The sequence below is a fragment of the Streptomyces sp. NPDC007095 genome (assembly GCF_040634475.1).
Classification (GTDB): domain Bacteria; phylum Actinomycetota; class Actinomycetes; order Streptomycetales; family Streptomycetaceae; genus Streptomyces.
In genome coordinates, this window is record NZ_JBEYFS010000241.1 from 1 (window position 1) to 17175 (window position 17175).

Here is a 17175-nt window from a genome sequence, read left to right on the forward strand (position 1 = left end):
CCAACCTGCCCGGCCCGCTGACGGCCCTCGGGCAGACCTTCCCGCTCGGCCACACCGACATCACCTACGGCGCACCGCTCGGCGCCGTACCCGTCCGGCCGCCCTGTTGCGTGCCACCCGGCATCTCGCCGTTGCCCGGAGCGCCGGAACCGCCGGGGAAGCCGCCCGCGCGACCTCCGCCACCGGGCCCGCCCATGCCGTTGCCCGTCGTCGGACCGGCCGTCGGGTTGGTGCCGCCCATGCCGCCGCCCGAGCCGGAGGGCACCGAGGCGGCGTACGCCGTCGGACCCGCCAGCGCGGCGACGACCGCCGCGGTCAGGGCGCCCGCCAGCAGCCGTACGCGCTGCCCGGACCGGAAGAGGAGGAGACCCGCGATCGCCGCCGCCATCACCACCGCGACCGTCGGCCACAGCCAGGTGTTCCAGCCGGAGGCCCGGCGCAGCAGCACGACCGACCAGATCGCGGTGGCGCCCAGGGCGAGGGGCAGCACCCACACCCACCTCTTGTCGTCCCGGAAGGCCCGCAGCAGCATGACGCCGCCGCCCCCGCACAGGGCCGCGATGCCGGGGGCGAGCGCGGTCGTGTAGTACGGGTGCATGGTGCCCTCGGCCATGGCGAAGGTCAGGTAGTGGAAGAGGGTCCAGCCGCCCCAGAGGATCAGCGCGGCGCGGGTGAGGTCGGTGCGCGGGGCGCGACCGCGCAGGATCAGACCGCCGGCGAGGGCGATCGCGGCGAAGGGCAGCAGCCAGGAGATCTGGCCGCCGAGGATGTCGTTGAACATCCGGCCGAGACCGGCGGTGCCGGCGAAGTTGGCGCCGCCACCCCCGCCCCCGCCGCCGTTGCCCTCGCCGCCGAAGACCCGGCCCAGGCCGTTGTAGCCCATGATCAGGTTCCAGGCGGTGCCGTCGGTCGAGCCGCCGATGTACGGCCGTTCGGAGGCGGGCACCAGGGAGACGGCCGCCGCCCACCAGAAGCTGGAGACGGCCAGGGCCACGCCCGCGAGCAGCAGGTTGACGATCCGCTTCACCAGGGGGAGGCGGGCCGCGTACAGGTACATGGCGAAGACAGCGGGCAGCGCGATGTAGCCCTGGAGCATCTTGGTGTTGAAGGCGAGCCCGAAGCAGACCGCGGAGCCGAGCAGCGGCAGCACCCGGCCGTTGTGCGCGGCCCGCAGTGCCAGGGCCGCACCGCCGACCATCAGCAGCACCAGCAGGGAGTCGGGGTTGTTGTCACGGTTGATGGCGACGGTGATCGGGGTGAGCGCGAGGACCAGCGCGGCGATCGCGGCGGCGCCGTGCCCGAACACCCGCTTCACCGAGGAGTGCAGGATCCAGATCGTGCCGACCGCGGCGGCGATCAGCGGCAGCATCATCTGCCAGGTGCCGAAGCCGAAGACGCGGCAGAACAGGCCCATGACCATGAGGACGAGGGGCGGCTTGTCGACGGTCATGAAGTTGCCCGCGTCCAGCGAGCCGAAGAACCACGCCTTCCAGCTGTGCGTGCCACTGAGCACGGCGGCGCTGTAGAAGCTGTTCAGGCTGGAGGAGGACAGGTTCCAGGAGTACAGCACCGTGGCCAGCGCCATGATCGCGATCAGGGCGGGGAGGGACCAGCGGGGCGCGGCGGGGGTGGGCGACGGCTCCTGGGGCGGCTCGGCGGCCGGTGCGCCGGGGGCCACGGAGGGGCCGGGAGCCGGGGGCAGTGGGTCGGTGGCAGATGTCACCAGTGCACCGTGCACACCGCTGATGGGTACGGGCTGTGCTCTGTCTGGGGGTGAGCTGTGGATGCGCGCCGATGTGGTCCGGCGAGGGCTGAGCCGGGGAAAGCGCAAGGACTACTTCACCAGCGCCCCGTACTCCTCCTCGTAAGAGCGCTTCTGGGCATGGAAGCCGTCCAGGAACTGCGCGGCTTCCGTGTCGCCGAGGGTGTTGGGCAGTTGGCCCTTGGCAGGCACCAGTTCCGGTATGGCCTTGAACACCTCTGCCGCTGCCTTTCCGCGCGCGGCGCTCTTCTGTTTGGCCTCCAGGAGTCGGTTGGCCAGCTCCCGAAGATGAGGGGCGAGTGTGGACCGGGGGCTCTTCACGGCTTTGAGGATCTTGCTCTGGTCTCCGAGCCAGTCGCCGTTGCCGGTGCGGATGGCCTCCAACGCGAGCGCCGCCGCGTACAGCCGACCCCAGAGATACGCATCGCTCTGACCGTTGTCCGACAACGACTCCACCGTCCCCTCCGACGACTACTGCCGCTTTCTATCCTGAACGCCCGTCCTGGGAACACGCGTACAACTTTCGTCCACCCATATGAGTCATGAGAGGCGAGTGCGCCAAGGGCGCGCTCGTATTGGTTGAAGGGGATGGGGAACCTCCATGACTCACCGGATATCCCGGCGTGCCCGTGTGCTCGCGGCGAGCCTCGGCGCCGGGGTGATCGTGCCGTTCGCGGCCGCCGCCGCACCGGCCGCCGCCGCCACGGCACCGCAGGTCAGCTGCACGTCGAGCAAGACGGGCCTGGCCGCCAAGCTGCAGAAGGACATCACCACGGCGCTCAAGGGCCGCGCCGGCACCGTCGCCGTCGGTCTCTACGACCGGTCGACGAAGACCACCTGCACCCTGCGGAGCAGCACGGCGTACGACTCCGCCAGCGTCGTCAAGGCCACCGTGCTGGCCACGCTGCTGTGGGACGCCAAGAAGCACAACCGGTATCTGACCACGCGTGAGCAGAGCCTCGCCACGGCCATGATCACCAAGTCGGACAACAACGCCACCAGCACGCTGTGGAAGCAGCTCGGTGTGACCAAAGTGAAAGGTTTCCTCGCCGCCGCCGGGATGACCCAGACCAAGCCGGGTGCCAACAACTACTGGGGGCTCACCCAGATCACCGTCCGGGACGAGCAGAAGCTGCTCGCGCTGCTCACCGCCAAGAACTCCGTGCTGAGCGACAACTCCCGCGCCTACGAGCTGAAGTTGATGGGCAAGGTCATCTCCTCGCAGCGCTGGGGCACCCCGGCCGGAGCGCCCTCCTCGGTCGCCGTGCACGTCAAGAACGGCTGGCTGTCGCGTGCCACGCACGGCTGGCGGGTGCACAGCATCGGCACCTTCAACGGCGCGGGCCACGACTACATGATCACCGTGCTGACGCAGGACAACAGCACCATGCAGTACGGCGTCAACACCATCCAGGCCGTCGCCAAGGCCATCCACAAGGACCTGGTGCCGACCCCCTCCACGACCAGCGCGAGCGTGCTGCGCTACGTGCCCACGGCCGACCCCCAGGAAGCGATCCCGGCGGTGCCGTCCGCGGGCTGACGCTTCACGAGGCGGTCTCCCGCGCGGCACCCGGCCGTCCTACCGTGACCGGCATGCGCCTGAGATCCGTACTCGCCACCGTCAGCGCCGGGCCGGCGGCGGCCACCTGTGTGACCGCCGCCGCTCCGGTCAACGCCCAGAGCGGCACAGCCCCGGGCGTCCACGCCTGCTCGCCCGCCGTCTCGATCACGAGCTACTCCGACGCGCTCGACAAGACGACGTACGACGGCATCTTCGTCGGCAACCTCTCCGCGCTCGCCGTCGACCGCGGCGGCCGGATCGCCGCGGCGTGCGGCTCGCCCGCAAGACGCTCCTCGCCGACCTCCGCCACGCCACGGACACCCGCCGCGTCGACACCCTGACCGGCCAGGACGGCGTGCGGCTCGCCCGCAAGACGCTCCTCGCCGACCTCGTGAACTGTCCTTCACCGGGCGCCCGGGCCAAGCAGCCCCAGCCCAACCCCCTCCTCGACAACATCGAGGGCCTGACGATCACCGGCCGCACTCCGGACGGCCGTCTCCAGCTCCTCCTGGTCAGCGACGACAACCAGAACGCCGTCCAGACCACCCGCCTGTACTCCCTGAGCGCCCGCCTGCCACACACGGTGAACGGCTGATTATTGCGGAGGGATGAAATCCGCTTGCTTCAGCGTTGGTGTCTTGCGGTGGAGTGAGATCTACGGAAGGCACCGGCGTGGCATTCGAGCAAGGGGACAAGGGCGGCTGGGCGCAGCGGCTCGCCGGGTACGCGTGGCGGTACCCGAAGTACGTCCTGCTGGCGCTCGGCTCCTCGCTCGGCGGCATGGCGGTCCTGGCGGTGGTCCCGCTGATCACCAAGGTGATCATCGACGACGTCATCGGGAACCACACCAAGTCCATGGCGCCCTGGGCGGGCGCGCTCATAGCCGCCGCCGTCCTCGTCTACGTCCTCACCTACATCCGCCGCTACTACGGCGGCCGCCTCGCCCTCGACGTCCAGCACGACCTGCGGACCGAGATGTACGGGACGATCACCCGGCTCGACGGACGACGCCAGGACGAGCTGTCCACCGGCCAGGTCGTCGGCCGCGCCACCAGTGACCTCCAGCTGATCCAGGGCCTGCTCTTCATGCTCCCGATGACCATCGGGAACGTGCTGCTCTTCCTGATCTCCCTCGGGATCATGGCCTCGCTCTCCCTGCCCCTCACCCTGGTCGCGCTCGCCGTCGCCCCCGCCCTCTGGGTCGTCGCCAAGCGCAGCCGCTCCAAGCTGCACCCCGCCACCTGGTACGCGCAGGCGCAGGCCGCCGCCGTGGCGGGTGTCGTCGACGGCGCCGTCAGCGGCGTACGCGTGGTGAAGGGCTTCGGGCAGGAGGATCAGGAGACCGGGAAGCTCCGGGACGTCGGACGGCGGCTCTTCGCGGGGCGGCTGCGGACCATCCGGCTCAACGCCAAGTACACCCCGGCCCTCCAGGCCGTGCCCGCCCTCGGCCAGGTCGCGATGCTGGCGCTGGGCGGCTGGCTCGCCGTACGGGGACAGATCACGCTCGGCACCTTCGTCGCGTTCTCCTCGTACCTCTCCCAGCTCGTGGGACCGGTGCGGATGCTCGCCGTGGTCCTCACCGTCGGGCAGCAGGCCCGCGCGGGTGCCGAGCGCGTCCTCGAACTCATCGACACCGAGCCGTCGATCAAGGACGGCACCAAGACCCTTCCGGCCGACGCGCCCGCGACCGTCGAGTTCGACGACGTGTCCTTCGCCTACGAGGGCACCTCAAAAAAGCAGCCGGTGCTCGACGGGCTGAGCTTCGAGATCCGCCCCGGCGAGACCCTCGCCGTGGTCGGCTCCTCCGGCTCCGGCAAGTCGACGGTCTCGCTCCTGATGCCCCGCTTCTACGACGTGACGCACGGCGCCGTCCTCATCGGCGGCCACGACGTCCGCGAGCTGACCCAGGAGTCGCTGCGCGCCGCGATCGGCCTGGTCCCCGAGGACTCCTTCCTCTTCTCCGACACCGTGCGCGCCAACATCGCCTACGGCCGTCCGGACGCCACCCAGGAGGAGATCGAGACCGCGGCCCGCGCCGCCCAGGCGGACCGTTTCATCGCCGAGCTGCCCGAGGGCTACGACACCAAGGTCGGCGAGCACGGTCTCACGCTCTCCGGCGGCCAGCGCCAGCGCGTCGCCCTCGCCCGCGCCATCCTCACCGACCCGCGCCTGCTCGTCCTCGACGACGCCACCTCCGCCGTGGACGCCCGCGTCGAGCACGAGATCCACGAGGCGCTCACGCATGTCATGGAGGGGCGCACCACCCTCCTCATCGCCCACCGCCGCTCCACCCTCAACCTCGCCGACCGCATCGCCGTCCTCGACGGCGGCAGCCTCGCCGACATCGGCACCCACGAGGAACTCCAGCAGCGCTCCCCGCTGTACCGCCGCCTCCTGACCGACCCGGACGAGCTGGGCGGCGTCTCGCCCGGACACGCCCAGCCCGCCGTGCCCCAGGAGGACACCTCCGTACGGGACGAGCTGGACGCCGAGTTCGACGCCGAGCGCGGGGTCACTCCCCATCTGTGGACCGGCGACCGGGAGCCCAAGGACAACGCCCTGTCCGGCATGCCCGCCACGCCCGAACTCCTCACCCTGGTCGAGGCGCTGCCCCCGGCCACCGACGCCCCCGGCATCGACGAGGCGCGTGCGGTCAGGCCCGAGGAGTCGTACGGGCTGCGCAGGCTGCTGCGCGGCTTCGGTCTCCCGCTGCTCGTCAGCCTGGGTCTCGTGGCCGTGGACGCGGGGATGAGTCTGCTGCTGCCGGTGCTGATCCGGCACGGCATCGACCAGGGCGTCACCCGGATGGCCATCGGTGCGGTGTGGGCCGCCGCCGCGCTGGCGCTGGTCACCGTGCTCGTCCAGTGGGCCGCGCAGATCGGCGAGACCCGGATGACGGGCCGGACCGGCGAGCGGGTCCTCTACTCCCTCCGCCTGAAGATCTTCGCGCAGCTCCAGCGCCTCGGGCTCGACTACTACGAGCGGGAGCTGACCGGCCGGATCATGACCCGGATGACGACGGACGTCGACGCGCTGTCGACGTTCCTCCAGACGGGCCTGGTCACCGCGTTCGTCTCGGCCGTCACCTTCTTCGGCATCATGGGCGTGCTGCTGGTGATCGACGTCCAGCTCGCGCTGGTCGTCTTCATCACCCTTCCGCCGCTGGTCGTCGGTACCTTCTTCTTCCGCCGGGCGAGCGTGAAGGCGTACGAACTCGCCCGCGAGCGGGTGTCGGCGGTCAACGCCGACCTCCAGGAGTCGGTCTCCGGACTGCTGATCCTGCAGGCGTTCCGGCGCGAGCGCTCGGGCGGGCAGCGGTTCGCGGAGGGCAGCGACAGCTACCGCAGGGCGCGCATCCGCGGTCAGTGGCTGATATCGATCTACTTCCCGTTCGTCCAGCTGCTGGCGTCGGTCGCGTCGGCCGCGGTGCTGATCGTGGGCGCGCACCGGGTGGACGCCGGCACCCTCACGACGGGCGCGCTGGTCGCCTACCTCCTCTACATCGACCTGTTCTTCGCGCCCGTGCAGCAGCTCTCGCAGGTCTTCGACGGCTACCAGCAGGCCACGGTCTCGCTGGGCCGCATCCAGGAACTGCTCCAGGAGCCGACCTCGACGAAGGCCGCCGAGGCACCGCTGGACGTCCTCTCCCTGCGGGGCGACATCGCCTTCGAGGACGTCGACTTCGCGTACGGCTCCGCCGCCGAGACAGACGCGGAGGCGGCGCTCAGCGGTATCTCGCTGAGCATCCCCGCCGGACAGACCGTCGCCTTCGTCGGCGAGACCGGCGCGGGCAAGTCCACACTGGTGAAGCTGGTCGCCCGGTTCTACGACCCGACGGGCGGGCGGGTGACGGTCGACGGCACGGATCTGCGCTCGCTCGACCTGACCTCGTACCGGCACCGGCTCGGCGTCGTCCCGCAGGAGGCGTACCTCTTCCAGGGGACCGTCCGGGACGCCATCGCCTACGGGCGCCCCGACGCCACCGATGCCGAGGTGGAGGCCGCGGCCCGTGCGGTCGGCGCCCACGACATGATCGCCACGCTGGACGGCGGCTACCTCCACGAGGTCGCCGAGCGCGGCCGCAACCTCTCCGCGGGCCAGCGCCAGCTGATCGCGCTGGCCCGCGCCGAACTCGTGGACCCGGACGTGCTGCTCCTCGACGAGGCGACGGCGGCGCTGGACCTGGCGACGGAGGCCCTGGTCAACCAGGCCACCGACCGCCTCGCCGGACGCCGTACGACCCTCGTCGTCGCCCACCGCCTGACGACGGCCGCCCGCGCCGACCGGGTCGTGGTCATGGACCGTGGCCGCGTCGCCGAGGACGGCACCCACGACGAACTCCTCCAACAGGGCGGCCACTACGCGGAGTTGTGGAGGACGTTCGTCGGAGCCCCGGAGGAGGAAGAGCCGGTTCCCTCATCGGCGTGAGTTCCCTCGACAGCCTGAGAGGGAGCGTGCCCCGGACCTCTCAGCTCTTCGCCTTGATGTCGGAGATCTTCTTCGTGGCCAGGTCCGACTGCACGGTCAGATAGGTGTACGTGGGGTGCTGGGCGGAGCCCCAGGTGAGGCGCACCGTCGACCAGGTGTGGCCCGCGCCGCTGTCTCCCGCCGTCACCTTCCACGCCCGCGGCACGTCCTGCGCGCGCAGCACCCCGTCGGCGTGCTCGCGGCTCTCCCACTTGGCCAGGCGGGTGCGGAGATCCTTGGTCAGGTAGAAGCTGCGCAGCTGGGAGCCGAGGTGACCGCTTCCCTCGTCGGTGACCGCGTCGATGTAGGCGCCGTAGAAGTTCGCCACCCGGTCGTAGGCGGGGCCGTTGGCGCCGCTGCGGGCGGGCGGGGGCGCGCTGGAGCCGGCGAACGCGGGCACGGAGGCACCCGCCGTGGCGAGGAGCGCCGCGGCGACGAGCGCGCCGGCGGCCGTACGTGAACGTGACGTGCGGGACATGGATGAGTACCTTTCGTTCGGTTTTCTGACCGGTTGGACACCGAACAAAGGGGTGTGGTTGCCCCAAACGCGGAAGAAAACCTCTCTCGGGCGAAGGCAACCATCCGATGTACGTCCTGCGTCCGTACACCAGTACGCTGAATGGCCGGGGGAGGACGACAGTGGACCGTGATGGTGCGACACGCCGGCGCCTGGCGCTGGGCCTTGCGGTGTTGACCGCGGCCGGGCTGATGGCGTTGATGAGCCCGGGCAGCGCGCAGGCCGCCGACTCGTACTGCTCGGGTCGCAAGGTCAGAACGCTCAGCTTCTCGACCGGCTCCGTCCAGATCTACAAGCGCGACGGCTATGTCTGCGCGATGACCGTCCCGAAGGATCAGCAGTCGCACAAACGGACGATGTCCGTCAGCGTGCAGGCGCGCGGCAGCCGGCCCGTGGTCGACCAGGGCAGCTTCTCGCACCACGCCGGCCCGGTGACCGTCCACGCGGGCCACCGCTGCGTCCGCGTCAAGGGCTCGGTCGGCTCGGGTTCGGTGAGCTCGAGCTGGATCCTCTGCTGAACCGGTCGAGCGCTGAACCGGTCGAGTGCTGAACCGGCCGAGTGCCGAGTCGGCCGAGTGCTGAACCGGCCGAGTGCCGAGTCGGCCGAGTGCTGAACCGGCCGAGTGCCGAGTCGGCCGAGGCACCGCCTTCCCATAGGGTTTGGACCGGCGCGACATCGAGCGCGAGCCCGCACTGCGACCGTAACCCGGTTCGCCGGCCGCAATACGACCCACCGGCTGCGTCCGCCCCTCGGCTACACCGGGCGGGCGCAGCCCACCGGTCTGCTGCCGCCCAGTTGGACGTAGAGGGCCGTGGACGACGGGCACTCGGCGCGGTCGAGGACCGCCGACGTCACCTTGTACTCCGGGGGCTTCTTGCCCTTGCCGTCGCACGCGGTCTCCCGCACCTGCCCGTCGCCGGAGCTGTAGACGCAGTCGCCGACGATGGTGCGGGGACCGCCGCCCCCGCCCGGATCGCCGGGGTGCGGGGCCTCCAGCTTGCGCATACAGGCGTAACCCTGGGGGACGACCCCGTCGCCGTTCTCGTCCGAGGCGGGCCGGGTCTCACTGATGTGCAGCACGAAGTCCGTGGTCGCGGGACACAGCGGCCCGTCGGCCACCTTGCCGTCGTAACGGGCGATCACTCGCGCGGCGGCCCGTTCGCTGCTGCAGGGCACCTCGGTGAAGCTGGTCGTCCCGAAGGAACTGCACTCGTCGACCGCGAGGAACACCGCCCCGTAGCCGGAGGGCTGCGTCGACGTCGTCCCCGGGCTGGGCTCGGCGCTCCCCGAGTCCGACCAGCGGTCGCATCCCGCGAGCGCGGCGACGGCCAGCAGCAGCGCGCAGAGCACCCCAACGGAACGCCGACCCGACGAGCTGGCTCGCATGGATTCCCCCCGATACCCCCGCCCAGCGTGACCCGTCGCGACGGGCACACGCCAGACATCCGGGGTGCTTTGCGTCCTTTGGGGGTGGTGCGCCGGGTGTGCGGCGTAGGGCGTGTACGCCATTCCCCACCCGGGGCGGTACGTCGGCCCATACCGGACCTAGTACGTCAATCCGTACCCGATCGGATAGAGCGCCTTCGCCGGGTCGTCCGCCCGCTGCACCGCCACCGGTAGCCTCCCGCGGGGCCTCGCGCTGCCCGCGATCACTCGGGCGGCGGCGCGCAGTTCCACGTCCGTCCAGGAGTAGGTAGCCAAGTAAGCGTGCACGTCAGGGAGTTGAGCCACGTCGTACGGGTTGCGGATCGCGATCGCGACCACCGGGACGCCGGTGGCGACGAGTCGTTCGACGAGGGTCTTCTGGGACCCGGTCGCCGTCACGTTGTACGTGCCGACGACGACCGCGTCCACGCCCCCGGCCGCAGCCACCGCGTTGTCGATGCCCTCCGCGGAGGGCGCCGTTCCGGTGGACAGTGCCGTCGCCGTGAAACCCAGCTCGGTGAGGGCGGTCGCGAGGACGGTCGTGGGCGGTCCGTCGGTACCCGACGGCGAGGCGGGATCGGCGCCCACGACGAGGACGCGCGGGGTGCGCCGGCGTGAGAGCGGGAGCAGGCGCTCCTCGTTGACCAGCAGTGTCGTCGTGCGCTCGGCGATCCGGTCGGCCGCCCTGCGGTGCGCGGCGGTGCCGACCGTGTGGTCGACGCCGGTGTCGCTGACGTACGGGTTCTCCAGCAGGCCCAGCTTGGTCTTGAGGCGCAGGACGCGCAGGACGGACTCGTCGAGGCGGGCCTCGGTGAGCTCGCCGCCGTGCACGGCGTTCAGGACCGCGTGCCAGGCCACGTCGATGGACGGCGGGTTGAGGAGCTGGTCGACACCGGCCTTGAGTGCCAGTACGGGGACGCGGTCGTCGCCGTACTTCGTCCGGACGCCCTCCATGCCGAGCGAGTCGGTCACCACGAGCCCGTCGTAGCCGAGTTCCTCGCGCAGGATGCCGGTGAGGATGGGGCGGGAGAGCGTCGCGGGGTCCCCGGACGGGTCGAGGGCCGGGACCATGATGTGGGCGGTCATGACCGAGTCGATGCCGGCGCGGATGGCGGCCCGGAAGGGCACGGCGTCGAGGGCCGACCACAGCTCGCGGCTGTGCGTGATGACGGGGAAGCCGAAGTGGCTGTCGACGGCGGTGTCCCCGTGCCCCGGGAAGTGCTTCGCCGTGGCCGCGACTCCGGCGCTCTGGTAGCCCTTCACCTCGGCCGTCACCAGCCCGGCCACGGCGTCCGGATCGGCGCCGAAGGAGCGTACGCCGATGACCGGGTTGGCCGGGTTGACGTTCACGTCGGCGACCGGGGAGTAGTCCTGCCGGATGCCGAGGGCGCGCAGCTCGGCGCCACCGAGGCGCCCGACCGTGCGGGCGTCCTCCCGCGAGCCGCCGGCGCCCAGCGCCATCGCGCCCGGGAACAGCGTCGCGGGCTTGCCCACCCGGGCCACCGCTCCGTACTCCTGGTCGGTGGAGATGAGGACGGGCAGCCCGCGCGGCTGGTCGAGGGAGACCTTCTGGATGCCGTTCGAGAGGGCTGCGATCTGGTGCGGGTCGCGGGTGTTGTGCGTCCAGGTGAAGTAGATGATCCCGCCGACGCGGTACCTGGCGATCAGCTCGGCGGCCGTCCTGACGCCGAGCTCCTCCAGGTTGGCGTCGATGTCGGCCTGGTCGGGTGCGGTGGCCGAGTGGCCGTACACCCGCATCACGAAGAGCTGGCCGACCTTCTCCTCCAGCGTCATACGGGAGACGAGAGATCGGAGTGACGATTCGCCAGGTCGGTCCTCGGCCGCCCGGACGGAGGTGGTGCTCAAGGTCAGGGCCGCGGTGGTCCCGGCGGTGGCGGCGAGAACGGTACGTCTGGACGGTCTGGAAGATCTCGATGGCCCCACGTGCGCTCCTCCCTCATGAAGGAAACTTCCGAGGAGTCACGAATATCCGGGAAGTTTCTTCCAGTCAAGGGTGTGCACAGTATCCCGGGGAGGGGCCGTCACCGGCGCAGTTGGAGGGGGGCGCGCCGGTGACGGCGTGCTGCCGGCCGCAGGCGGCGGAGAGGGTGGTCAGCGTTCGCAGCCAGCAGCGAGGCCGACACCGCTCTGCGGAGACTCATCCGGCAGCATGCGGATTGGACGAACCGGTGCGGGTCGGGGTTCCCCGGTTTCCGCCGGTTCGCGGAATTGGTGCGGGTGGGGCGAATGGGTGGGACGGTCCGACGCCGGGCTCGCGCAGACAGGTCCATTTGGCGGACGCTCCCGCGCCGGAGCGGGTCGGGGAGCCAGCATGAGGACATGGCCGTCGTCGACATCCCCGGTTCCAAGTCCATCACCGCGCGTGCGCTCTTCCTGGCGGCGGCGGCCGACGGGGTCACCACCCTCGTACGGCCGCTCCGGTCGGACGACACGGAAGGTTTCACGGAGGGCCTGACCCGGCTCGGCTACCGCGTCGGCCGCACCCCGCACATCTGGCAGATCGACGGCCGCCCCCAGGGCCCGGCGGCCACCGACGCCGACGTGTACTGCCGCGACGGCGCGACCACCGCCCGCTTTCTGCCGACCCTCGCCGCCGCCGGGCACGGCACCTATCGCTTCGACGCCTCCCCGCAGATGCGCCGCCGCCCGCTGCTCCCTCTCACCCGCGCCCTGCGCGACCTCGGCGTCGACCTGCGGCACGAGGAGGCGGAGGGCCGCCACCCGCTGCGGATCGCGGCGGCCGGCGTGGAGGGCGGTGACGTGACGCTCGACGCGGGCCAGTCCTCCCAGTACCTGACCGCCCTCCTGTTGCTCGGCCCGCTGACCCGCAAGGGCCTGCGCATCACTGTCACGGACCTGGTCTCGGCGCCGTACGTCGAGATCACGCTCGCGATGATGCGGACGTTCGGCGCGTCCGTGCGCCGGGAGGGCGAGGTGTTCGTGGTCTCGCCCGGCGGCTACCGCGCCACCACCTACGCCGTCGAGCCCGACGCCTCCACCGCGAGCTACTTCTTCGCCGCGGCCGCCGTGACGGGCCGCGAGGTGACGGTTCCGGGCCTGGGCACCGGCGCCCTCCAGGGCGACCTGGGCTTCGTCGACGTACTGCGGCGGATGGGGGCGCGGGTGGAGGTCGGCTCCGGCGGGACGACGGTCGCCGGCACCGGCGAACTGCGCGGCCTCACGGTCAACATGCGGGACATCTCCGACACCATGCCGACGCTGGCCGCGATCGCGCCCTTCGCCTCGGGCCCGGTCCGCATCGAGGACGTCGCCAACACGCGTGTGAAGGAGTGCGACCGCCTGGACGCCTGCGCGGAGAACCTCCGGCGGCTGGGCGCGCGGGTGGAGACCGGGGCCGACTGGATCGAGATCCACCCCGGTGCGGATCCCGTGCCGGGCGCGGAGATCAAGACGTACGGTGACCACCGCATCGTCATGTCCTTCGCGGTGACCGGACTCCGCGCGCCGGGCGGCGTCTCTTTCGACGACCCCGGCTGCGTACGGAAGACGTTCCCCGCCTTCCACGAGACCTTCGCCGCCTGGGCCCGCCCGCTGGGGTGATCAGTGAGGTGATCGGCAGGGGGATCAGTGGGGGATGTCGTCGATCAGTTCGCGGGCGCCCTGGCGCAACAGGGCGACGGCGACCGACGTGCCGAGCGTCGCGGCGTCGAGGCGGCCCGCCCACTCGTGCGCGTTCAGCACGGTCTTGCCGTCCGGGGTGAACACGCAGGCGCGCAGGGACAGTTCGCCACTGCGGTGGGCCTTCGCGAAACCGGCGATCGGTGAGTTGCAGTGGCCCTGGAGGACGTGCAGGAACATCCGCTCCGCCGTGGCCTCGCGGTGCGTGTTCGGGTCGCCGAGGTCGCTGATCGTCTCGATCACCTCGGTGTCGCCCTCCCGGCACTGGAGGGCCAGGATGCCCGCCCCGATCGGCGGCATCATCGTCTCGGGCGACAGGATCTCCGTGATCACGTCCGCCCGGCCGATCCGCTCCAGCCCCGACACCGCCAGCAGCAGCGCGTCCGCCTCCCCCGCCGCCAGCTTCTCCAGCCGCCGGTTGGCGTTCCCCCGGAACGGCACGCACTCCAAGTGCGGGTGCGAGGCGGCCAGCTGAGCGCCCCGCCGTACGGACGAGGTACCGATCCGCGTCCCCTGCGGCAACTCGTCCAGCGTGAGCCCGTCCGGGTGCACGAGAGCGTCCCGGATGTCGTCCCGCGCCAGGAACGCGGCGAACATCGTCCCTGCCGGGAGGGGACGGTCCGCGGGAATGTCCTTCACGCAGTGCACCGCGAGATCGGCCTCACCGGCCAGCAGCGCCGCGTCGACCTCCTTGGTGAACGCGCCCTTCCCCTCGACCTTGGCGAGGTCGCCCATCCACTTGTCACCGGTCGTCTTCACGGGCACGACCTCGGTGCGGATGCGCGGATGGAGCGCGCCCAACTCGGCCCGGACTCGCTCCACTTGGGCCAGGGCCATGGGCGAGTCGCGGGAGACGATACGGATCAGTTCCGGTGCCGACATGGCGTCCACGATAGCCCGTCGGCGAGGGGAGGCGAGCCGTGGGAAGCCGGCCCGGGCGGGTGCGCGTGTCCCCGGAACCGGTCCTAGGCGGAGTCGTTCAGCAGGCGCCCGAGGTGCTCCCGACCCGGCCCCAGCAGCTCAGGAAGCGGCGCGACCCCCTCGTACCACCGCTTCTCGTACTCCCAGCACAGCCAGCCGTCCCAGCCCTCCCGGGAGAGGAGTTCCACACAGTCGGCGAGCGGCAGGACGCCCGCGCCGAGGGGGAGCGGGGCGGTGTCCTCGGCGGAGGCGATGTCCTTGACCTGGAGGTAGCCGAGGTAGGTGCACAGGGCCGCGTAGGTCTCCGCCGGCTCCTCGCCGCCGAGCCAGGTGTGCATGACGTCCCACAGCGAGCCCACGTGGTGGTGGCCGACCAGGCCCAGGATCCTGATCGCGTCCGCGCCGGTGCGGTGCGAGTCATGGGTCTCCAGCAGGATCCGTACGCCCAGGTCGGCGGCGTACTCCGCCGCCGTGCCGAGCCGCCGTGCCGCCGTCGCGTCCGCCTCCTCGACGCCCTGCTCGGAACTCGCGCCCGGAAAGACGCGTACGAACGGGGCGCCCAGGTCGTGGGCGAGGTCGAGGAGCTCCTTGATCTCGGCGATGACGGTGTCGTCGTCGCCCGGCGCCGCCACCCGCGCGTAGCCCGCCACGCCCAGGATCTCGATACCGCCCGCCTGGAACTCGGCGACCACCTCGGCCCGTTCTGCCGCCCCGATCCCGGGGTGCACCGGCTCCTCGGGATGCGCGCGCAGCTCCACGCCGTGGTAGCCGTGCGCGGCGGCGAGTCGTACGACGTCGGGGATGGGGAGCCCGGGTACGCCGAGCGTGGAAAATGCCAGCTTCATGCGCACGGACCCTACTCGCGTGCCGATGTCGGCCGTTGCCGATCAAAAGGAGAGTCGAAAGGAAAATCGGTTGTGGTTGGTTCGGGAGGTCCTTTTCCACAAGCACCACGACGTGCCCTTTGTGTCGCCAAGATGCCGAAATCGCCGGCGTGCGGGGGAAGCGTGCGACGTGATATCGAAGTGCTCGAAGACGACGGGAGACGGCTTCGCGCACTGCAGCGCCGGCTGATGCGGGATCCGGACACGGCGGGGGCGAGCCTTTCCCCGCGGGACCGTCAGGAACGACCGGGCACCATGGGCGGCGGCCTGGAACTGATCAACGAGGTGCTCAGCAACGCCGTGGGAACTCGGCCAGGACCTTTATCGAGGACTACAAGGAGGCGGGCTACAAGACTCTCTACGGCCCGTACGGCGGCGATGCCTATGACGCGACCCTGGCCCTGATCCATGCCTTCGAGTTCGTCCACGTCAGCCCCCTCGGCGACACCGTTCCCTCGACCAAGCGCGAGAGCCTGCGGGCGTCGGTCCAGAACGTCGACGTCGACGGGGTGATGGGAAAGGTCGGGTTCGACGCGAACGGCGATGCCGTGTCCCAGGCGGTGACCGTCTACCGGCTCGACGGCGGCACCTGGAAACCCGTGTGAGCCCGACGGGTCATTCCTGCGGGGGGTGCAGATCCAACCGCCAGTCCTGGCCGGTCAGGTCCGCTCCGAACGAGCGGTGAGGTTTCTCGGCGACGAGGACGAAACCGTGGCGCTGGTAGATGCGGCGGGCGGCGGAGAGCACGTCGTTGGTCCACAGGACCAGGTCCCGGTAGCCGCCGTCCCGCGCGAAGTCGATGACGGCCTCGACCAGCCGGTCGCCGATGCGCAGCCCGCGCGCGTCGGGCTCGACGAGCAGGAGGCGGAGGCGGGCGGTCCCGGGCGCGTCGTCGCGTACGCACATCACGCAGCCCACCGGCCGGCCGTCCAGATCGGCGATCCACACCCGCTCCAGGTGCGGATCGTGGTCCTCGGCGAAGTCCGCCACGATCCGGGCGACCAGTCCCTCGTAGTCGGTGTTCCAGCCGTACTCGGCGGCGTACAGCGCGGCGTTGCGCTGCACGATCCAGCCGAGGTCGCCGGGGCCGGGGTCGCGCAGGACGACATCCTCGCGGCGGGGTGGGCGCCCGGAGGAGAGCAGCGTGCGCACGGTGTGCATCGCCGCGGCGAGCCGGGGGCGTTCGTCGGCCGGAACGGTCGCCAGGAGCGCCCCCACCGATTCCCGTGAGCGCTCGTCCAGCAGGGCCGCCGTCCCCCTGCCCTGTGCCGTGAGCGTGATGCGGCGCCGCCGGGGGTCCCGCTCCGAGGGTGTCCGCTCGATCAGGCCGTCCTGCTCGAACTTGTTCAGGATGCGGCTCAAGTAACCGGCATCCAGGGACAGTTCGGTGCGGAGGTCGGCCGCGTCGGTGCGGGGGGAGTGGGCGAGCTCGTACAGCACGCGGGACTCGGTGAGGGTGTAGGGGGCGTAGAGGTGGCGACCGTAGTCGAGGGCGCCGATGACGTTCGTGTAGAAGCGGTTGAAGGAGCGGATGTCCTGGACGGTCATGATCACTCAACCCCGGATGATCGGCGCCGGTTGTTCGGGTCCGGCTCGGCGGCTTTGCTTGCTCGGACCTGATAGTTGACTCAGTCAGAGGTATGTGTCGAGCCTACGGCTTCGGGCCAAGCGTGGGCAACGGCCGGGCAACTCCCCGGCAACCCGGGTCATGACTTGGCCAACCCCTTTCCGCACGTTGGCCACGATTTCATCGCACGCCCCTGCCAACCCTCGTTCGCCCCTTGGAGAGTGAAGCGGCGGGCCGCCCCCGTGCGGGCCGCAGTTCGACTCCGGAGAGCTGGCGAAGTCTCAAGAAGGGGCAGCAATGGCAGAGTTGACACGTCGTAGACTCCTGGGTTCGGCCGCGGGTGCGCTGGGCGGTGCCGCGGCACTCTCCCTCCTCCCGCCGAGCGTCCAGAAGGCCGTCGCGGCCGGGCC

13 protein-coding genes and 1 pseudogene are annotated in these 17175 nt (G+C 71.1%); 6 read left to right on the forward strand and 8 right to left on the reverse strand.

From position 1 onward, the window contains the following. Positions 1-64 precede the first annotated feature (64 nt). The gene (locus ABZ656_RS48010) at positions 65-1723 is read right to left on the reverse strand and encodes a glycosyltransferase family 39 protein (protein ID WP_360277568.1); all 1659 of its coding nucleotides are present in this window, start codon (positions 1721-1723) and stop codon (positions 65-67) included. Between the two features lie 111 nt (positions 1724-1834). Further along, a complete protein-coding gene (locus ABZ656_RS48015; RefSeq protein WP_360277571.1) occupies positions 1835-2209 on the reverse strand; it encodes a hypothetical protein in 375 nt (124 codons plus the stop codon). A 154-nt stretch (positions 2210-2363) separates the two neighbouring features. Here ABZ656_RS48015 and ABZ656_RS48020 point away from each other — a divergent pair, with 154 nt between their 5' ends. From ABZ656_RS48020 to ABZ656_RS48030, 3 genes and pseudogenes are all read left to right on the forward strand, one after another. Beyond that, positions 2364-3302, forward strand: coding sequence for a serine hydrolase (locus ABZ656_RS48020; protein ID WP_101405055.1), 939 nt, complete (start codon positions 2364-2366; stop codon positions 3300-3302). Between the two features lie 53 nt (positions 3303-3355). Next, positions 3356-3918: pseudogene (locus ABZ656_RS48025) on the forward strand (esterase-like activity of phytase family protein). A gap of 77 nt (positions 3919-3995) precedes the next feature. Beyond that, a complete protein-coding gene (locus ABZ656_RS48030; RefSeq protein WP_360277574.1) occupies positions 3996-7751 on the forward strand; it encodes an ABC transporter ATP-binding protein in 3756 nt (1251 codons plus the stop codon). Positions 7752-7791: 40 nt separating this feature from the next. On the opposite strand, the gene ABZ656_RS48035 is transcribed toward ABZ656_RS48030, so the two are convergent. Next, entirely contained in the window at positions 7792-8268 is a 477-nt protein-coding gene (locus ABZ656_RS48035; RefSeq protein WP_101405057.1) for a hypothetical protein, read from the reverse strand. Between the two features lie 161 nt (positions 8269-8429). Here ABZ656_RS48035 and ABZ656_RS48040 point away from each other — a divergent pair, with 161 nt between their 5' ends. Beyond that, positions 8430-8825: a hypothetical protein gene (locus ABZ656_RS48040; RefSeq protein ID WP_101405058.1), complete on the forward strand. Its 396-nt coding sequence runs from the start codon at positions 8430-8432 to the stop codon at positions 8823-8825. Between the two features lie 236 nt (positions 8826-9061). Here the strand turns inward: ABZ656_RS48040 and ABZ656_RS48045 are convergent, their stop codons facing one another. Both ABZ656_RS48045 and ABZ656_RS48050 read right to left on the reverse strand, forming a co-directional pair. Continuing rightward, positions 9062-9694 (reverse strand): hypothetical protein, encoded by a 633-nt coding sequence (locus tag ABZ656_RS48045; RefSeq protein ID WP_101405059.1) that lies wholly within the window; start codon positions 9692-9694, stop codon positions 9062-9064. 159 nt (positions 9695-9853) lie between these two features. Continuing rightward, positions 9854-11527, reverse strand: a complete 1674-nt coding sequence (locus tag ABZ656_RS48050) for a glycoside hydrolase family 3 N-terminal domain-containing protein (RefSeq protein WP_360277579.1) — start codon at positions 11525-11527, stop codon at positions 9854-9856. A 546-nt stretch (positions 11528-12073) separates the two neighbouring features. On the opposite strand from ABZ656_RS48050, the gene aroA reads away from it, so the two are divergent. Next, a complete protein-coding gene (aroA, locus tag ABZ656_RS48055) occupies positions 12074-13315 on the forward strand; it encodes a 3-phosphoshikimate 1-carboxyvinyltransferase (RefSeq protein WP_360277582.1) in 1242 nt (413 codons plus the stop codon). 24 nt (positions 13316-13339) lie between these two features. Here aroA and hemC read toward each other — a convergent pair whose 3' ends face one another. Further along, a complete protein-coding gene (hemC, locus tag ABZ656_RS48060) occupies positions 13340-14275 on the reverse strand; it encodes a hydroxymethylbilane synthase (protein ID WP_101405062.1) in 936 nt (311 codons plus the stop codon). Between the two features lie 83 nt (positions 14276-14358). Further along, on the reverse strand, positions 14359-15159 hold the full coding sequence (locus ABZ656_RS48065; RefSeq protein ID WP_101405063.1) for a sugar phosphate isomerase/epimerase family protein: 801 nt from the start codon (positions 15157-15159) through the stop codon (positions 14359-14361). Between the two features lie 362 nt (positions 15160-15521). On the opposite strand from ABZ656_RS48065, the gene ABZ656_RS48070 reads away from it, so the two are divergent. Next, entirely contained in the window at positions 15522-15803 is a 282-nt protein-coding gene (locus ABZ656_RS48070; protein ID WP_360277590.1) for a hypothetical protein, read from the forward strand. A 10-nt stretch (positions 15804-15813) separates the two neighbouring features. On the opposite strand, the gene ABZ656_RS48075 is transcribed toward ABZ656_RS48070, so the two are convergent. Next, the gene (locus tag ABZ656_RS48075) at positions 15814-16746 is read right to left on the reverse strand and encodes a bifunctional helix-turn-helix transcriptional regulator/GNAT family N-acetyltransferase (RefSeq protein WP_360277587.1); all 933 of its coding nucleotides are present in this window, start codon (positions 16744-16746) and stop codon (positions 15814-15816) included. Positions 16747-17175 lie beyond the last annotated feature (429 nt).

Coding starts and splice junctions, on each gene's coding strand:
- ABZ656_RS48035 (WP_101405057.1), bottom strand. CDS start 8,268: ATGTCCCGCACGTCACGTTCACGTACGGCCGCCGGCGCGCTCGTCGCC.
- ABZ656_RS48075 (WP_360277587.1), bottom strand. CDS start 16,746: ATGACCGTCCAGGACATCCGCTCCTTCAACCGCTTCTACACGAACGTC.
- ABZ656_RS48050 (WP_360277579.1), bottom strand. CDS start 11,527: ATGACGCTGGAGGAGAAGGTCGGCCAGCTCTTCGTGATGCGGGTGTAC.
- ABZ656_RS48045 (WP_101405059.1), bottom strand. CDS start 9,694: ATGCGAGCCAGCTCGTCGGGTCGGCGTTCCGTTGGGGTGCTCTGCGCG.
- aroA (WP_360277582.1), top strand. CDS start 12,074: ATGGCCGTCGTCGACATCCCCGGTTCCAAGTCCATCACCGCGCGTGCG.
- ABZ656_RS48020 (WP_101405055.1), top strand. CDS start 2,364: ATGACTCACCGGATATCCCGGCGTGCCCGTGTGCTCGCGGCGAGCCTC.
- ABZ656_RS48065 (WP_101405063.1), bottom strand. CDS start 15,159: ATGAAGCTGGCATTTTCCACGCTCGGCGTACCCGGGCTCCCCATCCCC.
- hemC (WP_101405062.1), bottom strand. CDS start 14,275: ATGTCGGCACCGGAACTGATCCGTATCGTCTCCCGCGACTCGCCCATG.